14 protein-coding genes are annotated in these 20269 nt (G+C 65.3%); 7 read left to right on the top strand and 7 right to left on the bottom strand.

The genetic code is table 11. The features are described from left to right. Window positions 1-33 precede the first annotated feature (33 nt). Entirely contained in the window at window positions 34-810 is a 777-nt protein-coding gene (locus VGC77_RS04670) for a L,D-transpeptidase (protein ID WP_331170403.1), read from the top strand. A 33-nt stretch (window positions 811-843) separates the two neighbouring features. On the opposite strand, the gene VGC77_RS04665 is transcribed toward VGC77_RS04670, so the two are convergent. Continuing rightward, entirely contained in the window at window positions 844-3123 is a 2280-nt protein-coding gene (locus VGC77_RS04665; protein ID WP_331170402.1) for a fused MFS/spermidine synthase, read from the bottom strand. Window positions 3124-3325: 202 nt separating this feature from the next. On the opposite strand from VGC77_RS04665, the gene VGC77_RS04660 reads away from it, so the two are divergent. From VGC77_RS04660 to VGC77_RS04645, 4 genes are all read left to right on the top strand, one after another. Beyond that, on the top strand, window positions 3326-4939 hold the full coding sequence (locus VGC77_RS04660; RefSeq protein WP_331170417.1) for an NAD(P)/FAD-dependent oxidoreductase: 1614 nt from the start codon (window positions 3326-3328) through the stop codon (window positions 4937-4939). A gap of 546 nt (window positions 4940-5485) precedes the next feature. Next, on the top strand, window positions 5486-6073 hold the full coding sequence (locus tag VGC77_RS04655) for a hypothetical protein (RefSeq protein ID WP_331170401.1): 588 nt from the start codon (window positions 5486-5488) through the stop codon (window positions 6071-6073). Then, window positions 6009-6878 (top strand): Kiwa anti-phage protein KwaB-like domain-containing protein, encoded by an 870-nt coding sequence (locus VGC77_RS04650; protein ID WP_331170400.1) that lies wholly within the window; start codon window positions 6009-6011, stop codon window positions 6876-6878. The genes VGC77_RS04655 and VGC77_RS04650 overlap by 65 nt, the downstream gene beginning before the upstream one ends. Then, entirely contained in the window at window positions 6878-7765 is an 888-nt protein-coding gene (locus VGC77_RS04645) for a 50S ribosomal protein L11 methyltransferase (protein WP_331170399.1), read from the top strand. Before VGC77_RS04650 ends, VGC77_RS04645 begins: the two co-directional genes overlap by 1 nt. Before the next feature lie 41 nt (window positions 7766-7806). Here the strand turns inward: VGC77_RS04645 and VGC77_RS04640 are convergent, their stop codons facing one another. Then, on the bottom strand, window positions 7807-8085 hold the full coding sequence (locus tag VGC77_RS04640) for a hypothetical protein (protein WP_331170418.1): 279 nt from the start codon (window positions 8083-8085) through the stop codon (window positions 7807-7809). Between the two features lie 83 nt (window positions 8086-8168). On the opposite strand from VGC77_RS04640, the gene VGC77_RS04635 reads away from it, so the two are divergent. Both VGC77_RS04635 and VGC77_RS04630 read left to right on the top strand, forming a co-directional pair. Continuing rightward, the gene (locus tag VGC77_RS04635; RefSeq protein WP_331170398.1) at window positions 8169-10016 is read left to right on the top strand and encodes an aminopeptidase P family protein; all 1848 of its coding nucleotides are present in this window, start codon (window positions 8169-8171) and stop codon (window positions 10014-10016) included. Between the two features lie 89 nt (window positions 10017-10105). Further along, the gene (locus VGC77_RS04630; protein WP_331170397.1) at window positions 10106-11389 is read left to right on the top strand and encodes a multidrug effflux MFS transporter; all 1284 of its coding nucleotides are present in this window, start codon (window positions 10106-10108) and stop codon (window positions 11387-11389) included. A gap of 537 nt (window positions 11390-11926) precedes the next feature. Here VGC77_RS04630 and ligA read toward each other — a convergent pair. From ligA to ftsZ, 5 genes are all read right to left on the bottom strand, one after another. Then, entirely contained in the window at window positions 11927-14041 is a 2115-nt protein-coding gene (ligA, locus tag VGC77_RS04625) for an NAD-dependent DNA ligase LigA (protein ID WP_331170396.1), read from the bottom strand. A 210-nt stretch (window positions 14042-14251) separates the two neighbouring features. Then, a complete protein-coding gene (gene recN, locus VGC77_RS04620) occupies window positions 14252-15937 on the bottom strand; it encodes a DNA repair protein RecN (protein WP_331170395.1) in 1686 nt (561 codons plus the stop codon). 12 nt (window positions 15938-15949) lie between these two features. Beyond that, on the bottom strand, window positions 15950-16858 hold the full coding sequence (locus VGC77_RS04615; RefSeq protein WP_331170394.1) for an outer membrane protein assembly factor BamD: 909 nt from the start codon (window positions 16856-16858) through the stop codon (window positions 15950-15952). Window positions 16859-17130: 272 nt separating this feature from the next. Then, window positions 17131-18090, bottom strand: coding sequence for a UDP-3-O-acyl-N-acetylglucosamine deacetylase (gene lpxC / locus VGC77_RS04610; RefSeq protein ID WP_331170393.1), 960 nt, complete (start codon window positions 18088-18090; stop codon window positions 17131-17133). A 348-nt stretch (window positions 18091-18438) separates the two neighbouring features. Next, window positions 18439-20217, bottom strand: coding sequence for a cell division protein FtsZ (gene ftsZ / locus VGC77_RS04605; RefSeq protein WP_331170392.1), 1779 nt, complete (start codon window positions 20215-20217; stop codon window positions 18439-18441). Window positions 20218-20269 lie beyond the last annotated feature (52 nt).

Here is a 20269-nt window from a genome sequence, read left to right as displayed (position 1 = left end):
ACGTCGGATCACGGCCAGGAGGCCAAACCTCTCATGCGTTCGTATCTCGTTGCGTTATCCGCCCTGATGTTTCTGGTCGGCTGCGACCTCGCGCAGGCCAAAGTCTCGATCACCGTCGACAAGGACGCCCAGCAGATGACCGTCGCGGTCGACGGCGTCGAGCGCTACCGCTGGCCGGTTTCGACCGGTAATCCGTCGCACGAAACCCCGAACGGCAGCTTCCGCGCCTTCCGCATGGAGGAGGATCACTACTCCAAGGAATTCGACGACGCGCCGATGCCGCATTCGATCTTCTTCACCAAGGTCGGCCACGCCATCCACGGCACCGATTCCGAGGGCCGGCTCGGGGTCCCGGTCTCGCACGGCTGCGTGCGGCTGTCCCGCGCCAATGCCTCGACGCTGTACGCGCTGGTGCAGAGCGAGGGCGTGCTCAACACCACGGTGAGCCTCACCGGCTCGGCGCAGGTGGCGCTGGCGCGCAATCCGAAGCCGAAGGCCAATACCGCGGTGGCCCGCCGCGCGCCCGCGCCGGACTATGACGGCGCCGGCGCCCCTGTCGAGCTTGCGCCGCAGCCGGCGCCGCAGCGGATCGCGCCGCAGGTTGCCGACGACGGCTACATCTACCCGGCCGACGGCAGTTCCGATCAGGCGCGCTACCCCGCGCCGCGCGGCTATCGCCGCTATCAGGATGCGCAGGCCGCGCCGCAGCAGCCGCAAACGCAATATTACGGCTCCCGGGTCTACGCGCCGCAGGTCTATGCGCCGCGCCCCTATTACGCGCCGCGCAGCTATTACGGCTATGACGACTGAGCCGGCGGCGGAGCGCGGCGGCAGCGGGTCACTTCACTGCTCGCCGTCGCGTAACCGGCGCCACACCGCGCCGAGCACGTTGGAATAATCGTCGGTCCACACCCGCTGGTTGGCGTCGGCCTCGGTCAACGTCCACTGATCCGAGGCCGCCAGCGCGCCGACATCGGCGCCGTCGCGCGCCGACACCACCACCGAAGTGGAGAAGATGTATTCGGCGTCGCGGCCGGAATCCTCCGAATACACCCAGCTCTTAAGATGGTTGGCGTCGGCGATGCCGACCACTACGCTGGCGAGTTCGAGATGCCGATTGGAAACGTGCATCAGCACTGCGCCCTGCGGCGCCAGCTTGGCCTTGTAGATCGCCATCGCCTCCTGCGTGGCGAGATGAATCGGGATCGCGTCCGAGGAATAGGCATCGACGATGATCAGATCATAGACCCCGTCCGGCTCCTGCGCGAAGGTCAGCCTTGCGTCGCCCATCACCGGCTGCAGGTCAGGCGCGCAGCTTTTCACGAAGGTGAAGTATTTCGGATCGCGCGCGGTATCGACCATCGACTGGTCGATCTCGAAGAATTTCCAGGCCTCGCCGGGGGCGGCGGCGCAGGTCAAGGAGCCGGAGCCCAGCCCGATCACCGCGACCCGCAGCGGACCGCCCTTGCGGGCACGGATCGCGCTGATGCCCTGCCCGATGCCGCCGTCCTTGTAGTAGTAGGAAATCGGCTCCGGCCGCCCGCTGACCGGCGAGCCGTCGTCGTTCAGCATCTTCTGCGCGCCGTGGATCGTGGTGCCGTGCATCAGCACGTGATACTGGCCGTTCGCCGTCACCACGATCTTGTGGACGCCGAAGAAGCTGCGCACGGTGTCGACCCGGCCGTCCTCGTAGGGATAGACGCGCAGCAGCACCAGCCCGAGCGCCACCGTGACGGCGATTTTCCAGCGGTTGGCGCGCAGCACCAGCGCGGCAAAGATCGCCAGCAGCGCGACGTCGCCGATCACCACCACGCGGTGGGTCTCCAGCCAGTCGAACAGCGCACCGCCTTTGAGACTCGGCGCCAGCAGCGCCACCGCGACCACGGCGAGCGCCAGCCAGTACCAGCGGCTCCAATGCGGCAGCGGCTCGGCGCGCGGCGGCCGGCACAACGCCGCCAGCGCCAGCAGGATCGGATATTCCGCGATCCAGGAAAACGTGTAGGGCGCTAACAGCCCGGCGAACAGCCCGCCGAGCATGCCGCCGAACGACAGCGCGACGTAGAAGCCGGTGAGATGGCTCGCCGCCGGCCGGGTGCGCGCCAATTCGCCGTGGCAGGCCATCGCGATGATGAAGAAACAGAGCTGGTGGCCGCCCAGCGTCAGCAGCAGATTCTGCTCGCCGCCATAGGCCAACAGCACCAGCACCCCGGCGATGGCGATCGGCTGCAGCCCGAGCATCCATCTGTGCGGCAACAGCGGCCGCGACTGGAACACCAGCACCCAGGTCAACAGATACAGCGACAGCGGCAGCACCCATAACAGAGGCGCTGCGGCGACGTCGGTGGAGATATGCGCGGTCACCGCGATCAGCAGCCCGGACGGCACCGCGGCGAGAAAGATCCAACGCGCCCGCAGCGCCCAGGATGGCGCCGGTGCGGCGACGTCCTCGGCCTCAGCGCGTAGGGTCTGGCTCGGCGATTGCAGCAGCAGCCAGCCGCAGCCCAGGATCAGCATGATCAGCAGCGCGTAGCCGGCGGTCCATACCAGGTTCTGCGTGCGCAGCGACAGCATCGGCTCCAGCAGCAGCGGATAGGACAACAGCGCCAGGAAGCTGCCGATATTCGACGAGGCATAGAGAAAATACGGGTCATGGCCGTCAGGATGGCCGGTGCGCACGAACCAGGCCTGCAGCAGCGGATTGTTGGCGGCTAGCGCGAAGAACGGCAGCCCGATCGACACAGCGAACAGCCCGAGCAGCCAGAACGCGTAACCGCTCGACGGCGGCGTGCCCCAGCCCCCCGCGATCGACAGTGGTAGGCCGAAAAACGCCACCACCAGCAGCAACAGATGCACCAGCACCGGGATGGTGCGGCTACGCAGCCGCATCAGATAATGCGCGTAGGCGTAGCCGCCGAGCAGCAGCGACTGGAAGAACACCATCGCCACCGACCACACCGCCGGCGAGCCGCCGAGCCGCGGCAGCACCATTTTGGTGAACAGCGGCTGCACCGAGAACAACAGCAATGCGCTGGTGAAGATCGCGGCGGTGTAGACGATCAGGATCAAGCCGTTGCGGGACCGGGCGATCGGCTCCGAGGTGGCGGCGGGCGTCGACGACGTCATGGGGGCTCCAACGTGATGCGGCGGCACCGGGCGGCGCCGGACTCGCGAGCGACGAGCGAGAGCAGAAGGCGAGACAGGCGAAGGAAGCTGTGATGTGATCCTACACCGCGCGCTTGTGCCGGTCATTCAACTCTTCGATAAAGGCCCGCCCGTGGCACGCCGCCACGGCGTTTTGAATTTCACCGAACCATTGTGAATGGCCATGTCGGATTGTGACGTCTTGATCATCGGGGCCGGCCACAACGGCCTCACCTGCGCGGCCTACCTCGCGATGAGCGGCTTGCGGGTGAAGGTGGTGGAGCGCCGCGCCGTGGTCGGCGGCGCCGCGGTGACGGAGGAATTTCACCCCGGTTTCCGCAATTCGGTCGCCGCCTATACCGTCAGCCTGCTCAATCCGAAGATCATCGCCGACCTCAAGCTCCACGACCACGGGCTGCGCATTGTCGAGCGCCGGGCGCAGAATTTTTTGCCGGGGCCGCACGGCCGCTACCTGCTGACCGGCGAAGGCCGCACCGAGCGGTCGGTGAAGAAACTCAGCAAGGCCGACGCCGGCAAGATCGGCCGCTTCATGGCCGAGCTCGAAGCCATCGCCGACGTGCTGCGGCAATTCGTGCTGCGGGCGCCGCCGAATCTGGTCGAGGGCTTCGGCGTCGGCGCGATCCGCGAGGCGATCAACGCGCTCGGCACCGCCAATATTTTGCGCGGGCTGTCGCTGCCGCAGCAGCGCATGTTGCTCGACCTGTTCACCGGCTCGGCCGGCGACATGCTGGACGACTGGTTCGAGAGCGATCTGGTGAAGGCGCTGTTCGGCTTCGACGCCATCGTCGGCAACTACGCCAGCCCCTACGCCGCCGGCTCAGCCTATGTGATGCTGCACCACGCCTTCGGCGAGGTGAACGGCAAGAAGGGGATCTGGGGCCACGCGATCGGCGGCATGGGCGCGATCACGCAAGCGATGGCGGCCGCGGCGCGCGGCGCCGGCGCCGAGATCGAGACCTCCGCCGGGGTCCGCGAAATCCTGGTCGAGCGCGACCGCGTCGTCGGAGTGACGCTCGACGACGGCCGCGCCATCAGGGCGAAATATGTCGCCAGTAACGTCAACCCGAAGCTGCTCTACACCAGACTGTTGCCGGCCAATGCGCAGCCGGACGGCTTCCGCGAGCGGATGACGCGTTGGCGCAACGGCTCCGGCACCTTCCGGATCAACGTCGCGCTGAGCGAATTACCGTCATTCAGCGTGCTGCCGGGCGGCGGCGACCACCTCAGCGCCGGCATCATCATCGCGCCGAGCCTGGGCTACATGGATCGCGCCTGGCACGACGCCCGCGAGCACGGCTGGAGCCGCGAGCCGGTGGTGGAGATGCTGATCCCCTCGACGCTCGACGATTCGCTGGCACCGCCCGGCCAGCATGTCGCCAGCCTGTTCTGCCAGCACGTCGCCCCGACGCTGCCCGACGGCTCGTCCTGGGACCAGCACCGCGACGCCGTCGCCGACCTGATGATCGCCACCGTCGACCGCCACGCTCCCGGCTTCGCGCAAAGCGTGATCGGCCGCAAGGCGCTGTCGCCGCTGGATCTGGAGCGCGACTTCGGCCTCGTCGGCGGCGACATCTTCCACGGCGCGCTGTCGCTCAACCAATTGTTCTCGGCGCGGCCGATGCTTGGCTACGCCCACTACCGCGGCGCCGTCAAAGGCCTCTACCACTGCGGCTCCGGCGCGCATCCCGGCGGCGGTGTCACTGGCGCGCCGGGGCACAACGCCGCGCAGGCGATTTTGCGCGACCACCGCGCATTCTTCATGACAAATCGGTTTTAATATGGACCGCAACCTACTGAAATAAAGCCTAGAATGTCGCCATAAACGCCGCGCGAAAATGTTGGAAAGCCCTGCAAAACCGCTGCCAAAGCTGTGCACAAGTCCTGTATAATCCGGTGCACAATGCGATGAAAAGCTCTGGATAAGCCGCTGAAAAGCTGTGAAGAAGCAGTGGTGGGTTTCAGTCAAATTCTGTCGAGCCGCATACCTCCGGTCGTCTCACAACTTTTTCTGCCCTCCGCGCCTAACCTTGTCGATGAGCCGCTGCACACTTAGCCATTACGTCACCACGAAGTTTGGGACCCGCTGCCACGGGCCGGCGCTGCACGTCGCGTTCTACCACTTCTGCCGAGTCCACAGGCCTGCGGGGCAACGCCTGCAACGGACTCCGTCTCGAGGACAAGGTTTTCAAGACAATAGGTATGGTGCTATGCGCCGCGTCCGGCAAACCCTGCGGCTCTCGGGCCTTATGCTCACTGATTCACCCCTTGCACAGTAACAAGTAATCATGTATGTTCACGTTATGTTCTTTTCGAGATTTTGTCTTTGGCAAACACGATGAGAAATGCGCTTAAGGCATTGCTGTTTCTTTCCGCGTTCTCGCCTGCTCTCATCAGCATTGGCGTAATGCGCCTTCTCGCGGGCGGCGTATTCTGGGATGCTATTTATTACGTCGTAGCCGGAGTTATTGGGAGTTTGTCGGTCGCTTACATTCTATCCGCATTGAAATGCCATGGAGAGGCCCTCCCGTTTCACGCAAAAAAGATTGAGTCGAACGACGTTTTACTTTTCGGGATTGTCGCCACGTACATATTCCCTTTTTTTGGGCGAGCGTCGGATATCACGGCAGGCATTGTCATCGCTCTAGTTTTGGCTGCATGGGTTGTATTCTGGTTCACGGACGCTTCCATTCCGAGCCCGCTCATGCGCGTATTTGGCTTTAAGTTCTATAAGGCAGAATCAGCGAATGGCATGGTCTACACACTGATAACGAACCGTCAGATCAACGACCCCAAAGACGTTAAACTGGTCAAAAAAATCTCATCATCGATGCTTTGCAGGTTTGGAAATGAATCTCTTCGCACTAACACGGGACAGTTCTCGGCGAGTATTGCGCATCCCTCTATCAGCTGAAATCCAAAATGAGGTCAGCGCGCTCTTTAGAGATCAGGAAGCAGATTTTCGTTCTGCCGCCCAAGAAGAGATCGCCTTTGATGGAAAGTATAAGCCTGAAGAGGGAGAGTGTCTGTCAATAAGCGACTATGATGACATCGACAACTTGCACCACGCCGTCGCAAATCCTCTAAGCGTACCTGAGATCGCACCAACGACAGCAGAATTTGAGGGTATCAAAGCGCTATTCTCGGGGAGGACTGAAGGATCACAACAGATTGTGCTGATGCAAACTTTTGACAAGCGAAAGGTCTTGTCAAACCGTGGATTATCGCTCTTCCATGCAGCAAATGTCTATCGCAAGATTGAAGGTGTCGGCTTAACGCTGGATACGCGCGTCGCCGCGATACTTGAAGACAGCAAATTGCGTTTTTTTAGCTTTCACGCGGCTCGTCAAATCCTTGACCTCACTCAGTATTACAAGGAGGCGACGGACGAAGATCTAAGGGACCTGTCTAATAGTGTGCACGTGGCTGATGTTTCTAACTTCGTCGCAGCCTCCGATAGTTGGGTGAGAAGAAAGGTCGCTTTGGTGATGCAGAGCGCGATCCTCGACAAAATCGATCTTGAAGAGACAAAGAAAGTCGCGCTTGTTTTCGGCATTGATCTGAATACAACAATCGTAGGTGAGAAGTCTGTTCTTGTTCTGCCTGAGAATAAAGCTGAATTAAAGAAGGTTCTCAGATTCTTGGATGAGGATTATTTCCAATCCGTACTCTTAAGCACCCCACATCTTTCTAACTCGAAAAGGCAGATCACGGTTTAGTGCCCGAGACCCCGACCACCTTTCGCGCCAGCGCCGCGATCGGCGATGAGCCGACCGCCCGCCGCGTCGTCGATCTGTTGACCGAATGTTTCGACGACGGCGCCGCCGCCGTCACTGCCTTCGAGCGCATCGACGGGGCCTGGGACCTGGCGCTGAACTTCGCCGAGCCGCCGAACCAGGCCGCGGTGCGCCGCCTGGTGGCACTGGCCGCCGGCGACGCCGTGGCCGCAGCGCTCGCCTTCGACACCGTGGAAGCCAAGGACTGGGTCCGCGCCAGCCTGGAGGGGCTCGATCCCGTCCCCGCAGGCCGCTTCGTGGTGCATGGCGCGCATGATCGCGACCGGGTGCCGCGCAACAAGCTCGGCATCGAGATCGAGGCCGCGCTGGCGTTCGGCACCGGCCATCACGGCACCACCCGCGGCTGCCTGCTGCTGCTCGACGACGTCTTGAAGCGCCGCACCCCGCGCCACGTGCTCGACCTCGGCACCGGCACCGGCGTGCTGGCCATCGCTGCGGCCAAGGCGCTGCAGCGCCATGTCACCGCCAGCGATATCGATCCGGTCTCGGTGCGGGTGGCGCGCGACAATGCGCGGCTGAACGGGGTGGGCACTCTGTTCGGCGGCATCTGCGCCGCGGGATTTGCCGACGCGCAGTTTCGAAAAGCCGCACCGTTCGATCTGGTGCTGGCCAATATCCTGGCCAATCCGCTGCGGCAATTGGCGACGCCGATGGCGGCGCATCTGGCGCCGTCAGCCGACGTCATTCTGTCCGGGCTATTGCCGGCGCAGACCCGCGGCGTGATCGCGGCCTATCGCGCCCGCGGCCTGGTGCTGGTGAAGGCCATCATCGTCGAGGGCTGGAGCAGCGTGCTGCTGCGCCGCGGCTGAAACCGCACGCGGCGCGGGCGCTGCGATCGATCCGGTTGGGGTTATCGGGGTGGCGATTGTTCGCCGGTCGACTCATCGGCGTCGGGATGCGGGCGTCGGGCGTCAACGAAGCGATCCAGGATCTGGATAATCAGGCCGCGTTGCTTCTTTTCAGGTTTGGGACTTGGACCGCCGCGCGCCGGCGGCGATATCTTCTCAAACGTGAAAGCAGGCATGTGTATCCCCTCATCGTTGAGTTGAAACACTCCCGGGATTTCCCCAGTTGCAGCGGAAGCCTTGCCTTGCAGCAAAAAGGGTCTCGCCGTTGCGTTGTTAAGCACTGTATTTCATGCACGATGCGTGCCAATACGAGGTTGATTTGCTTCACGATTGCGGCAGCGTCGGACCAGGAGGACAGCGAGCGATGTTCGAAGCCCTGTTTCAAACCTTCGAGGAGCCGGACAGCGGCGTCGCCCTCACCGCGCGGCTCGCCGCGTTTCTCGAGGAATTGCTGCGGCGAAGGCTCAGCGGATTCGTGATTCCCCGCGCCGATCAGCAACAAAACGAATATGTCGCGCCCTCGGAAGAGCGGCTGGCCTGGCTTACCGGATTCACCGGATCGGCCGGTCTGGCGATCGTTCTGGTCGATCAGGCCGCAGTGTTTGTCGACGGCCGCTACACGCTGCAGGCCGCGCATCAGGTCGATGGCCGGGCCTGGAGTGTCCAACCGCTGGTAGAACTACCGCCGGAACACTGGCTTGGCGCGCATCTGAAACCCGGCGACCGCCTCGGATTTGATCCTTGGCTGCACACTTCCGCGGCAGCCGAACGGCTGGCACAAGCCTGCACCAAGGCCGGTGCCGAACTGGTCGCGGTCGACGGCAACCCGCTCGACGCGGTGTGGAGCGAACGCCCGGCGCCGCCGCTCGGACCTGTCGCGGTGCACGGCCTGCAGTTCGCCGGCGAGAGCGAGGCCGACAAGCTCGGCCGGATTCGCGCGGAACTCGGCCCACTCGGCGCCGACGCGCTGGTGCTATCGGACTCCCACGCCGTGGCCTGGACCTTCAACATTCGCGGCGCCGACGTCTCGCACACGCCGCTGCCATTGTCCTACGCGCTGCTGCCGCGCGACGGCCGGCCGACCGTGTTCATCGATCATCGCAAGCTGTCGAACAGCGCCCGCGATCATCTCGAGCACAGCGCCGAGGTGAAGGAGCCCGACGCGTTGACGCCGGCATTGACCGCGCTGGCGCAGACCGGCGCCGCGATCGCGCTCGACGCCGCCACCGCCGCCGACGCGCTGACCAGGTTGATCGATGCCGCCGGCGGCAAGCCGCTGCGCGGCGCCGATCCGGTGACGCTGCTGAAGGCAGTGAAAAACCCAACCGAGATCGCAGGCACAAAGGCCGCGCATCGCCGCGACGCGGTGGCGCTGGCGCGATTTCTCGCCTTCATCGACAACGAGGCGCCGTGCGGCAAATTGACCGAGATCGACGCGGTGGAAGCGCTGGAGAGTTTCCGCCGCGACACCGGCGCGCTGAAGGACGTCTCCTTCCCCACCATTTCCGGCACCGGACCGAACGGCGCCATCGTGCATTATCGCGTCACCCGCAAGAGCAACCGGCGGATCGCGCTCGGCGACCTGCTGCTGATCGATTCCGGCGCGCAATATCAGGACGGCACCACCGACGTCACCCGCACCATCGCGATTGGCGCGCCGACCGCGGAAATGCGCGACCGCTTCACGCGGGTGCTGCGCGGCCACATCGCGATCGCACGCGCGATCTTCCCCGACGGCACCACCGGCGCACAGCTCGACACCCTGGCGCGGCAATTTCTCTGGCAGGCCGGCATCGATTTCGAGCACGGCACCGGCCACGGCGTAGGCTCCTACCTGTCGGTGCACGAAGGCCCGGCGCGGATCTCCAAGCTCGGCACCACGCCCTTGAAGCGCGGCATGATCCTGTCCAACGAGCCCGGCTACTACAAGGCCGGCTGTTTCGGCATCCGCATCGAGAATCTCGAACTGGTGGTTGCGGCCGCGATCGACGGCGCCGAAAAGCCGATCAACGGCTTCGAGACGCTGACGCTGGCGCCGATCGATCGACGGCTGATCGACGTCGGTTCGCTCAGCGACGCCGAGATCGGCTGGCTTGACGATTATCACGCAAAAGTGCGGCGCGAGGTGTCTCCACAACTCGACGACGCCGACAAGCTGTGGCTCGACGCCGCGACGCAGCCGCTGGCGGCCACGGTCCCGAAAATCGAGTAGCGGTATTCCGAAAAGCCGCTGCTCGCGCGGCAGCGGCCTCGGTACAGTCGAGCCATCGCAACATCGGTCAGGACTGGCAACGCCACCTCATGCATGGACTGACCGGCAAGACGCCCACCGCCGAACCTCGCGATCAACTGATCTCCCGCTCGATGCTGCTGCTGCTGGTCGCGATGACCGGGGCGGCGCCGATCTCGATGTACATTCTGGTGCCGGCGCTGCCGATGCTGGCCAACGTGTTCGGCCGCGACATCTCGATCGCGCAGATGACGGTGTCGCTGTTCATGGTCGGGATCGCGTTTTCGCAGATCGTACTCGGGCCCTTATCCGACAAGCTCGGCCGCCGCCCGGTGCTGCTCGGCGGGCTGGCGCTGATGATGCTGGCGAGCGTCGGCTGCATCTTCGCCGAGACCCTGCCGCAACTGATCGCCGCCCGGTTCCTGCAGGCGCTCGGCGGCGCCTCCGGCATGGTAATCAGCCGCGCCATCATCCGCGACCTCTACGCCCGCGACCGCGTCGGCAGCATGATCAGCCTGGTGGTCGCGGTGATGATGATCGCGCAGATGCTGAGCCCGCTGCTCGGCGGCGTGATCGAAACCAGCCTCGGCTGGCGCGCGATCTTCTACGTCATCGCGCTGGTGTCGGTCTTGGTCACGATTGTCATCGCGGTGGCGCTGCCGGAGACACGGCGTGCCGCCGACCGCCCGCCGGGCGCGAGTTTTCTGTCCGATGCGCGCAGCCTGACCACCAGCCGCGCCTTCGTCGGCTATGTGCTGTGCCAGGTGCTGGCGTCCTCGATCATCTTCACCTTCGCCGGCGGCGGGCCCTATGTGGTGGTGACGCAGATGGGACGAAGCTCGGCCGAATACGGCGCCTGGTTCGCGACCTCCGGCCTCGCCTATCTGATCGGCAATCTGTGCTGCGTGCGGTTCTCGCCGCGGCACTCGCTGGAGCGGCTGATCTGGCTTGGCCTGGCGCTGCAATTTCTCGGCGCCGCGCTGAACCTGACCTGGGGCCTGCTCGGCTACAATCAGCAGCCGAACTGGCTGTTCGGCACCCACATGCTGATCACCTTCGCCAACGCCTTCGTGATGTCGAATTCCGCCGCCGGCGCCATCAGCATCAAGCCGCAGGCCGCCGGCACCGCGTCGGGGTTGATGGGGTTTTTGCAGATGGGGTTCGGCGCGCTGTGCTCGCAATTCGGCGCCTGGCTCGGCGGGCATTTTGCAACCCCGGTGCCGCTCAACATCGCCATCGTGGTGCTGTCCCTGGCCTGCGCGGCGTCGATGATCTTCCTGGTGCCGCGCGGCGGCGTGATCGCCACCGAGGACCTGATCGAACAGGCCGAGGAAGAAGAAACCGGGTTGTTGTGACGCGTCGCGTGCCGTGCCCTGCAAGGACACCACATGAACGTAGCGCAAAACGTAGTGCAAGGACGTGGTGCAAAACGAAGCCACTAGTACAACGCCGTCATCCTGAGGAGGCCGGCGTAGCGCAGCGAAGCCGGGCGTCTCGAAGGATGCGGCTGCGCGTGCCTGCGGCCCATCCTTCGAGGCCATCGCTGTGCTCGGGCACCTCAGGATGACGGCGATCGGGTGGCTATGCTCGAGACGACAGCGGTGGCTATGCGCGAACAGCCAGTAGCAAGCACGGCGATCGCGCACGGCAGCGTCACATCACCCTTCGATCAACGTCAGCCATTCGTATTCGGTTAGTACCGGGCGCCTCCAGGACAACGACGTCATCCTGAGGAGCCCGGCGTAGCGCAGCGAAGCCCGGCGTCTCGAAGGATGCGGCTGCGCGTGCCTGCGGCCCATCCTTCGAGGCCCTCGCTGCGCTCGGTCGCCTCAGGATGACGGCGCAAGTGTAGCTACGCCCTTTGCATCACCGCCAGCCCAACGGCAACGCCGCTACCCTTCGATCAACGCCAGCCACTCGTCCTCGGTCAAAACCGCGACGCCGAGGTCGCGCGCCTTGGTGAGCTTGGAGCCGGCGTCTTCGCCGGCGACCACATAGTCGGTCTTCTTCGACACCGAGCCCGCCACCTTGGCACCTAATCGCTCGGCGGCGGCCTTGGCCTCGTCGCGGGTGAATTTGGTCAACGACCCGGTGAACACCACGGTCTTGCCGGCGACGGCGGTGTCTTGCTTCGCCTGCTCGACCGGCAGCACCTTGTCCAATTCACTACGCAACTTATCGAGCGCCTTGACGTTGCGCTGCTCGGCGAAGAACTCGACGATCGCGTCAGCGACGATCTCGCCCACCCCGCCGATATTGTTGAGATCCTGATAGGCTTCGGAATCGTTGCCCTCTGCCACCTGTCCCGCGGCCGCGGCCAGCATCGCGTCACGAAACGCATCGAAGCTGCCGTAATGCCGCGCCAACAGCTTGGCATTGCCTTCGCCGACATGGCGAATGCCGAGCGCGAAGATCAGCCGGTTCAGCTCGATCTCGCGCCGCGCGTCGATCGCGGCGAACAGGTTGCGCACCGAGGTCTCGCCATAGCCTTCAATCTCTTCAAGCTTGAGCGTTCCGTTGCGCTGCTTCAGAGTGAAGATATCGGACGGCTCCTTGACCCAGCCCTTGTCGTGAAACAGTTCGATCTGCTTCTCGCCCAGGCCGTCGATATCGAACGCCAGCCGCGACACGAAATGCTTCAGCCGCTCCACGGCCTGCGCCGGGCAGACCAAGGCGCCACTGCAGCGCCACACCACCTCGCCCTCCTCGCGCACAGCGTGACTGTGACACACGGGGCATTTGTGCGGAAACGCATACGCCTCGGCGTGCTTCGGCCGCTTGTCCGCCACCACGCTGACGATCTGCGGAATGACGTCGCCGGCGCGCTGCACCACCACGGTGTCGCCGACGTGGATGTCGAGGCTCTTGATGTAGTCCTCGTTGTGCAGCGTGGCGTTCTGCACCACCACGCCGCCGACCGTGACCGGCTGCAAACGCGCCACCGGGGTCAGCGCGCCGGTGCGGCCGACCTGGATTTCGATGCCGTTGAGGATCGTGGTGGCCTGCTCGGCGGCGAATTTATGCGCGATCGCCCAGCGCGGCGCGCGGCCGGCAAAGCCGAGCCGTTCCTGATAGTCCAGCCGGTCGACCTTGTAGACCACGCCGTCGATGTCGTAGGGGAGCTGCGCGCGCTCTTCGCCGATCTTGCGATAGAACGCCAACGCGTCATCGACGCTCTTGCAGAGTGTGATCTTGGGATTGACGGTGAAGCCGGCGCGCTTCAGCCACGCCAACATGCCGTGCTGAGTGTCTTCGGGCGGATCGATGAATTCGCCCCAGGCATAGGCGAAGAATTTCAACGGCCGCGACGCGGTGATCGCGACGTCCTTCTGCCGCAGCGAGCCCGCCGCCGAATTGCGCGGATTGGCGAACGGCGCTTCGCCGGCCTCTTCCTGGCGGGCGTTGAGTGCGAGGAAATCGCTCTTCAGCATGTAGACCTCGCCGCGTAATTCGCAGGCGGCGGGGATCGTCTTGCCTTTCAACTCGTTCGGAATGTCGTCGATGGTGCGGACGTTGGCGGTGACGTCCTCGCCGACAAAACCGTCGCCGCGGGTGGCGGCGCGCACCAATTCGCCATGCTCATAGCGCAGCGACAGCGACAGCCCGTCGATCTTCGGCTCGGCGACGATCGCCGGAATTTCCTCGGCGTCGAGTTTGAGAAACCGCCGCACCCGGGCGAGGAATTCGGTGACCTCGTCGTCGGAGAACGCGTTGCCAAGCGACAGCATCGGCACCGCGTGCTGCACCTTGGCAAAGCCGCGCGCCGGCGCGGCGCCGACCTTTTGCGTCGGCGAGTCGGCGCTGACCAGCTCCGGAAACTTGGCCTCGATGGCTTCGACGCGGCGGCGCAGCGCGTCGTAGTCGGCGTCGGAAATCTTCGGCGCGTCTTCCTGATAATAGGCGTTGTTGTGGCGTTCGATCTCGAGCGACAGCCGTTTCAGCTCGACCTTGGCTTTGGCCTTGGTGAGCTTGTCGAGGTCGATGGGAACGGTTGATTTCTTGGCCATCGGCAAGCGATACAATGAAGATCGAATGGTGAAAAGTCATCGTGCCCTTCACCTCTCCCCGCTTGCGGGGAGAGGTCGACCCGGCGAAGCGCAGCGAAGCCGGGTCGGGTGAGGGGGCGCCTCGACAGAACGCGGCGCCCCCTCACCCGGCCCGACAAGCTTCGCTTGTCTCGCCACCCTCTCCCCGCAAGCGGGGCGAGGGAAAGAGCCCTACCCCGCCGCCTTGATCAACTGATCGGCCGCCGCCCGCGCCTCGGCGGTGATCTCGGCGCCGGCCAGCATGCGGGCGATTTCCTCGCGCCTGCGGTCGGCCTTGAGCGCGTCGACGCGCGTGGCGACGCGCTTGCCCTTGTCGAGCGCGTCCTTGGAGATCAACAGATGCTGGTCGGCGCGCGCGGCGACCTGCGGGGCGTGGGTCACCGCCATCACCTGCACCTTGGCGGCCAAGCGCGCCAGCCGGGCGCCGATCGCATCGGCGACCGCCCCGCCGACCCCGGTGTCGATTTCGTCGAACACCAGCGTCGGCGCCGAGCCCTTGTCCGACAGCACCACTTTGAGCGCCAGCAGGAAGCGCGACAGCTCGCCGCCGGAGGCGACCTTCATCAAAGGCCCCGGCTTGGTGCCGGGGTTGGTCTGCACCCAGAATTCGACGCGGTCGCAGCCCTGCGGGCCGGGCGCGGCCTGATCGGTCTCGACCTGGGTGATGAATTTGGCACGCTCGAGCTTGAGCGGCGCCAACTCGCCGTTTACCGCCTTGTTGAGCTTGTCCGCGGCTTTTGCCCGCGCCGCCGACAGCTTGGCGGCGGCTGCGGCATAGCGGGAATCGGCCTCGGCGGCCTTGCCCTCCAGCGCCTTCAATTGCCCGGCGCCGGCATCGATCAGCGCGACCTCGGCGGCGTATTTCGCCGCCAATGCTGCGAGACCGTCGACCGGCGTGGTGTATTTGCGCGACGCGGCGCGCAGCGCGAACAATCGCTCCTCGATCCGCTCCAGTTCCAAGGGATCGAAATCCGCCGCGATCAGGGCCGCGGTGAGATGCTGGTCGGCCTCCTCCAGCGCGTTGATCGCGGCATCGATGGCCTTCACCGCGGGGTCGATCAAGGCCGGCGCGTTGCCGGCGCGGCGCTCCAGCCGGCGCACCGCCGCCGAAAGCGCCGCCACCGGCGAATGATGGCCGCTGACCGCCTCCTGCGCCTCGCGCAGATCGCCGGCGATCTTCTCGCCCTGCATCATGGTGGCGCGGCGCTCGGCGAGCGTGGTCTCCTCGCCGTCCTTGGGGTTGAGCTTCTTCAGCTCGTCGGCGGCGTGGCGCAAAAAGTCCGCCTCGCGCGCGGCGCGCTCCATGCCGGCGCGGTGCGCCTCGAGTGCCGCGCGGGCGGCGCGGCGAGCGTCCCACAACGTCTCGAGGGCAGCGACGTCCTTCTCCAGCCCGGCGAAGGCGTCGAGCAGCCGGCGGTGGGTGGCGGCATCGACCAGCGCGCGCTCGTCGTGCTGGCCGTGGATTTCGACCAGGGAAGAGCCGACGGCTTTCAAAGTCTGCACGCTGACGGTCTGGTCGTTGATGAAGGCGCGGGTGCGGCCGTCGGCGAGCTGCACGCGGCGCAGGATCATTTCCGAAGAATCGTCGGGACTGGCGTCGTCGAGGCCGTTGGCGGCGAGGATCGCGAACGCCGGATGGCCGCGTGCCACGTCGAACGCCGCGGTGACCTGGCCGTGCTCGGCGCCGTGGCGCACCAGGCCAGCGTCGCCGCGGCCGCCCAGCGCCAGCGCGAAGGCGTCGAGCAAAATCGACTTGCCGGCGCCGGTTTCGCCGGTCAACACCGCAAGACCGCGGCAGAATTCGATATCCAACCGTTCGATCAGGACGATGTCACGGATCGACAGGCGGGCCAGCATGCGAGGATGTTCCTAACCGAGGCCGAGCTTCCTGAAGGCCTTACTGATGTAGGACCCCTGGTTCTCGCTCGGCTCAACTCCGCCGGACTTTACTAGATTGTAGGCGTCTTGGTACCACTTGCTGTCAGGAAAGTTGTGGCCAAGCACGGCGGCGGCGGTCTGCGCCTCGCCGACGATGCCGATCGCCATATAGGCCTCGGTCAGCCGCGCCAGCGCCTCCTCGACGTGGCGTGTGGTCTGGTAGCGCGTCACCACGGTCTTGAAGCGGTTGATCGCCGCGGTGTAATCGCGCTTTTCCATGTAATAGCGCCCGACATTCATTTCCTTGCCGGCCAACTGGTCGCGGGCGCCTTCCAGCTTCTTCTTGGCGGAGGTGGCGTATTCCGAGGTCGGATATTTGCGGATCACCTCTTCGAGCGCGGCGATCGCCTTTTCGGTGCGGCCCTGGTCGCGGGAGATGTCCGGGATCTGGTCGTAATGCGAGGCGGCGATCAGATATTGCGCGTAGGCGGCGTCCGGGCTGCCGGGATGCATGGTGACGTAGCGCGTCGCCGAGCCGATGCAGCTGTCGTAGTCGCCAGCTTCGTAGAACGCGTAGGCCGACATCAACAGCGATTTGCGCGCCCAGTCGGAATAAGGATGCTGGCGGTCGACCTCTTCGAATTTCTTCGAGGCGGCCTTGGGGTCCTTGCCCTTGTTCATCAGGTACAAGCCCTCATTGTAGAGCTTGTCGGCGGGCTCGTCGGTGTAGGTCTCGTCCTTGGTCATGAACTTGTCCCACAGCGCGCCGGTGCCGCAGCCGGACAGCGGCAGCGTCAGCACGATCAGGCCGGCGGCGAACCGCAAGCCGCGGGCGGCGCGAATGCCGCCGCAAAGGACAACCAGTTCCCGCAATCCGGGCGTCACACGTTGTGCCGACATATGTTACCTGATGCCTGTGATGCCCTGCCCGCTGCGCGATCCACGAGCATCGCCATGGAGCCCCATCGACGTGCTCGAAGCTGACCGCGCGACCGCAGGCGGTTTAGCCCAAAAAGGTCGATGAACCAACCGAGTACGCAGGCATTTCGCCCGGAATAAGGCGATCGGGTGGCGACCGCCGCGGCTGTGGTTAACTTCGGAACCGATTGCGCAGCGCGCCATCCCGCGCCCCGCAACGCCGAACGCCCGACCGGGGTCGCGGCGCAAGCCGGTCAGGAGACGTCGGGGCCGTAGGCCGGCGCCACCATGCCGCCGAGCATGCCGCTGACCACTTCGGCGTGGCCGCGCGGACGCCGCGCCGGCTCGGCCTCGATCACCCGCCAGGCGCTGTGATCGGCCAGAAGCGTGGTCAGCACGGCGTGGTTGAGCTTGTGGCCGCCGCGCACCGAACGGTAGGCGCCGAGCAGCGGCAGTCCGGCCAGCGCCAGATCGCCGACCGCGTCGAGCACCTTGTGGCGCGCGCATTCGTCGGCGTAACGCAACCCTTCGGTGTTGAGCATCCTGGTGTCGTCGAACACGATGGAATTGTCGAACGAAGCGCCGAGCGCGTAGCCCAGGCTCCACAGCCGCGCCACGTCGGTCATGCTGCCGAAGGTGCGGGCGCGGCAGACTTCGCGGCGGAAATTTTCCGGGCTGAGGTTGAGAATGTAGTTCTGCCGGCCGATCAGCGGATGGGCGAAGTCGATTTCGACTTCGGCGCGAAAGCCGTTGGCATGGGGCCGCAACTCGCCGAAGGAATCGCCGATCGCGACCTGCACCGGCTTCAAGACCTGGATGAAACGGCGCGGCGCCGACTGTTCGCGCATGCCGGCCTGGTCGATCGCGGCGACGAAGGCGGCGGCGCTGCCGTCCATGATCGGCACTTCGGGGCCGTCGACTTCGATGATGGCGTTGTCGATGCCCATGCCGCGCAGCGCGGCGAGCACGTGTTCGGCGGTGGAGACCAGCGGGCCGTCGGTGTCGCCCAGCACGGTGGCAAGCTCGGTGGCGATCACCGACTTCGCCGAGGCGCGGACCTCGCGGTCAGCGCCGTCCAGACCCGTGCGGACAAAAATAAAACCCGCGTTTACATCCGCGGGTCCGATGGAGAGATTCACTGGAAGGCCGGAATGGACACCGACGCCCGTCACCGTGGCCTGCGAACGAAGCGTGGTCTGACGACTGAATTTCATAGCTAGTCTGCCCACCAATGACCCAGTTGAAGAACGATGCAGAGCCGAAGATCCGGCGACTCGCCTTCAATGTCCCCAATGTCAGAAAACCATACCCACTGTCACAAACACCACCAACTCACGCTTTTTTACGGATTGTTACCCTAACTCCGCCGCAAAGCCGCCGCCGGTTGACCGAATTCCGCTCCGATCGTGGCATCGGAAAACTTGCAATAGCCTCCCGCCGCTCGCCTATTCTTATGTCTTCGCAGGAGGTTACGCGACAGCCGCGGATGCTGCACTGCGAAGAATAATGGCCTCGGCGAGTTCCGCCGAGGCCAGTGGGTTGCCCCGATTGTTACACACGCCTCACTTGGATTGGCGCCGCAGGAAGGCGGGGATATCCAGATGATCGTCGCCCTGTGGCGGATGAGCCACAGGCGCCGGGCGGCCATGGAGGTCGAGTCCTTGCGGCGCCGGACGACGCGCGTACTCCGACACCGGCTCGGACGCCATCTGTTCGGCGACGCTGCGCTGCGGCTTGCGCTCCGGCAACGGCGGCATCGGCGCCATCGCCGGGCCGGCGGGACGCGCCGACACCGGCGGCTCGCCGTCGTCCTCGCGCCGGCCGAGGCCGACATTGGCGAGACGCTGCAACAGCGACATCCGGGTCTTGTGCGGATGATCGTCCTCGGTTTCGCCCTGCGCCTGACGGATCTCGTTCTGCGCCGGCATCGGCAGTTCCTCGAACTTCGGCATCCGCGGCGAGCGAATCGCTGCGCGATCCGGCTGCTGCGGAATGAACGATTCCGGGGCCGGCGGTTCTTCCTCGACGACCTGGCGGACCGGCTCCGGGTCCGGAAACAGCGACGGCTTTTGGGCGATGGCGCGCACGGTGACGTCGCCATAGGACGCCGGCTGCGGCGCGATGCCCTGCGGCATCTGCTCGGTGCCGACCGCGGCGGCGATCGCCGCCAAAGCGGCGCGCTCGACGGTGTTGGACGGCGCGCGCGGTGCGGCGGCGGTGGTCGGGCGGGGCGCCGCCGGGGCGGCGTCCTGGGCACGCTGCTGGTCGGCGCGCAGCCGCGCGGTCAGATCGGCCAGCCGGCCGTCGGGAGCGCCGCCGTTCGCGGGCGCGGCCGGCGCAGCGCCGGCGGGGGCTGCGAGATTGCGGGCGAGCTGGGCCTGCTCGATGCCGGTGGCGACCACCGAGACCCGGATCACGCCATCGAGGCTTTCGTCGAAGGTGGCGCCGACGATGATGTTGGCGTCCTGGTCGACCTCTTCGCGGATGCGGGTGGCGGCTTCGTCGACTTCGAACAGCGTCAGGTCCTTGCCGCCGGTGATCGAGATCAACAGCCCGCGGGCGCCCTTCATCGAGGAATCGTCGATCAACGGGTTGGCGATCGCGGCTTCGGCGGCGGTCAACGCCCGCTTCTCGCCGGAGGCCTCGCCGGTGCCCATCATCGCCTTGCCCATCTCGCGCATCACCGCGCGGACGTCGGCGAAGTCGAGATTGATCAGGCCTTCCTTGACCATCAGGTCGGTGATGCAGGCGACGCCGGAATACAGCACCTGGTCGGCCATCGCGAAGGCGTCGGCGAAGGTGGTTTTCTCGTTGGCGACCCGGAACAGGTTCTGGTTCGGGATGATCAACAGCGTGTCGACCACCTTGTGCAATTCGGTGATGCCGGACTCCGCGGTGCGCATCCGGCGCTGGCCCTCGAAGTGGAACGGCTTGGTAACCACGCCGACCGTCAGGATGCCCATCTCACGCGCGGCCTTGGCGATCACCGGCGCGGCGCCGGTGCCGGTGCCGCCGCCCATGCCGGCGGTGACGAACACCATGTTGGCACCCGACAGATGATCGCGGATCTCGTCGATCACCTCCTGCGCGGCGGCGGCGCCGACGTCGGGCTGCGAACCGGCGCCGAGGCCCTGCGTCACCTGGGTGCCCATCTGCACCAGGCGCTCGGCCTTCGACATCGTCAGCGCCTGCGCGTCGGTGTTGGCGACCACGAAATCGACGCCCTGCAATCCGGCGGTGATCATGTTGTTGACGGCGTTGCCGCCGGCGCCGCCGACACCGAACACGGTGATCCGGGGCCTCAGCTCGCGAATATCAGGGACGTTGAGATTGATGGTCATGGGTGCCTCTCGATTACGCGCGCGTTGAATCGCGATGTCCCCGGCCGACAAC

This window comes from Rhodopseudomonas sp. (assembly GCF_036404135.1).
Lineage (GTDB): Bacteria > Pseudomonadota > Alphaproteobacteria > Rhizobiales > Xanthobacteraceae > Rhodopseudomonas_A.
The sequence above is the reverse complement of the archived record's forward strand: the minus strand, read 5'-3'. Positions and strand labels throughout refer to the sequence as shown.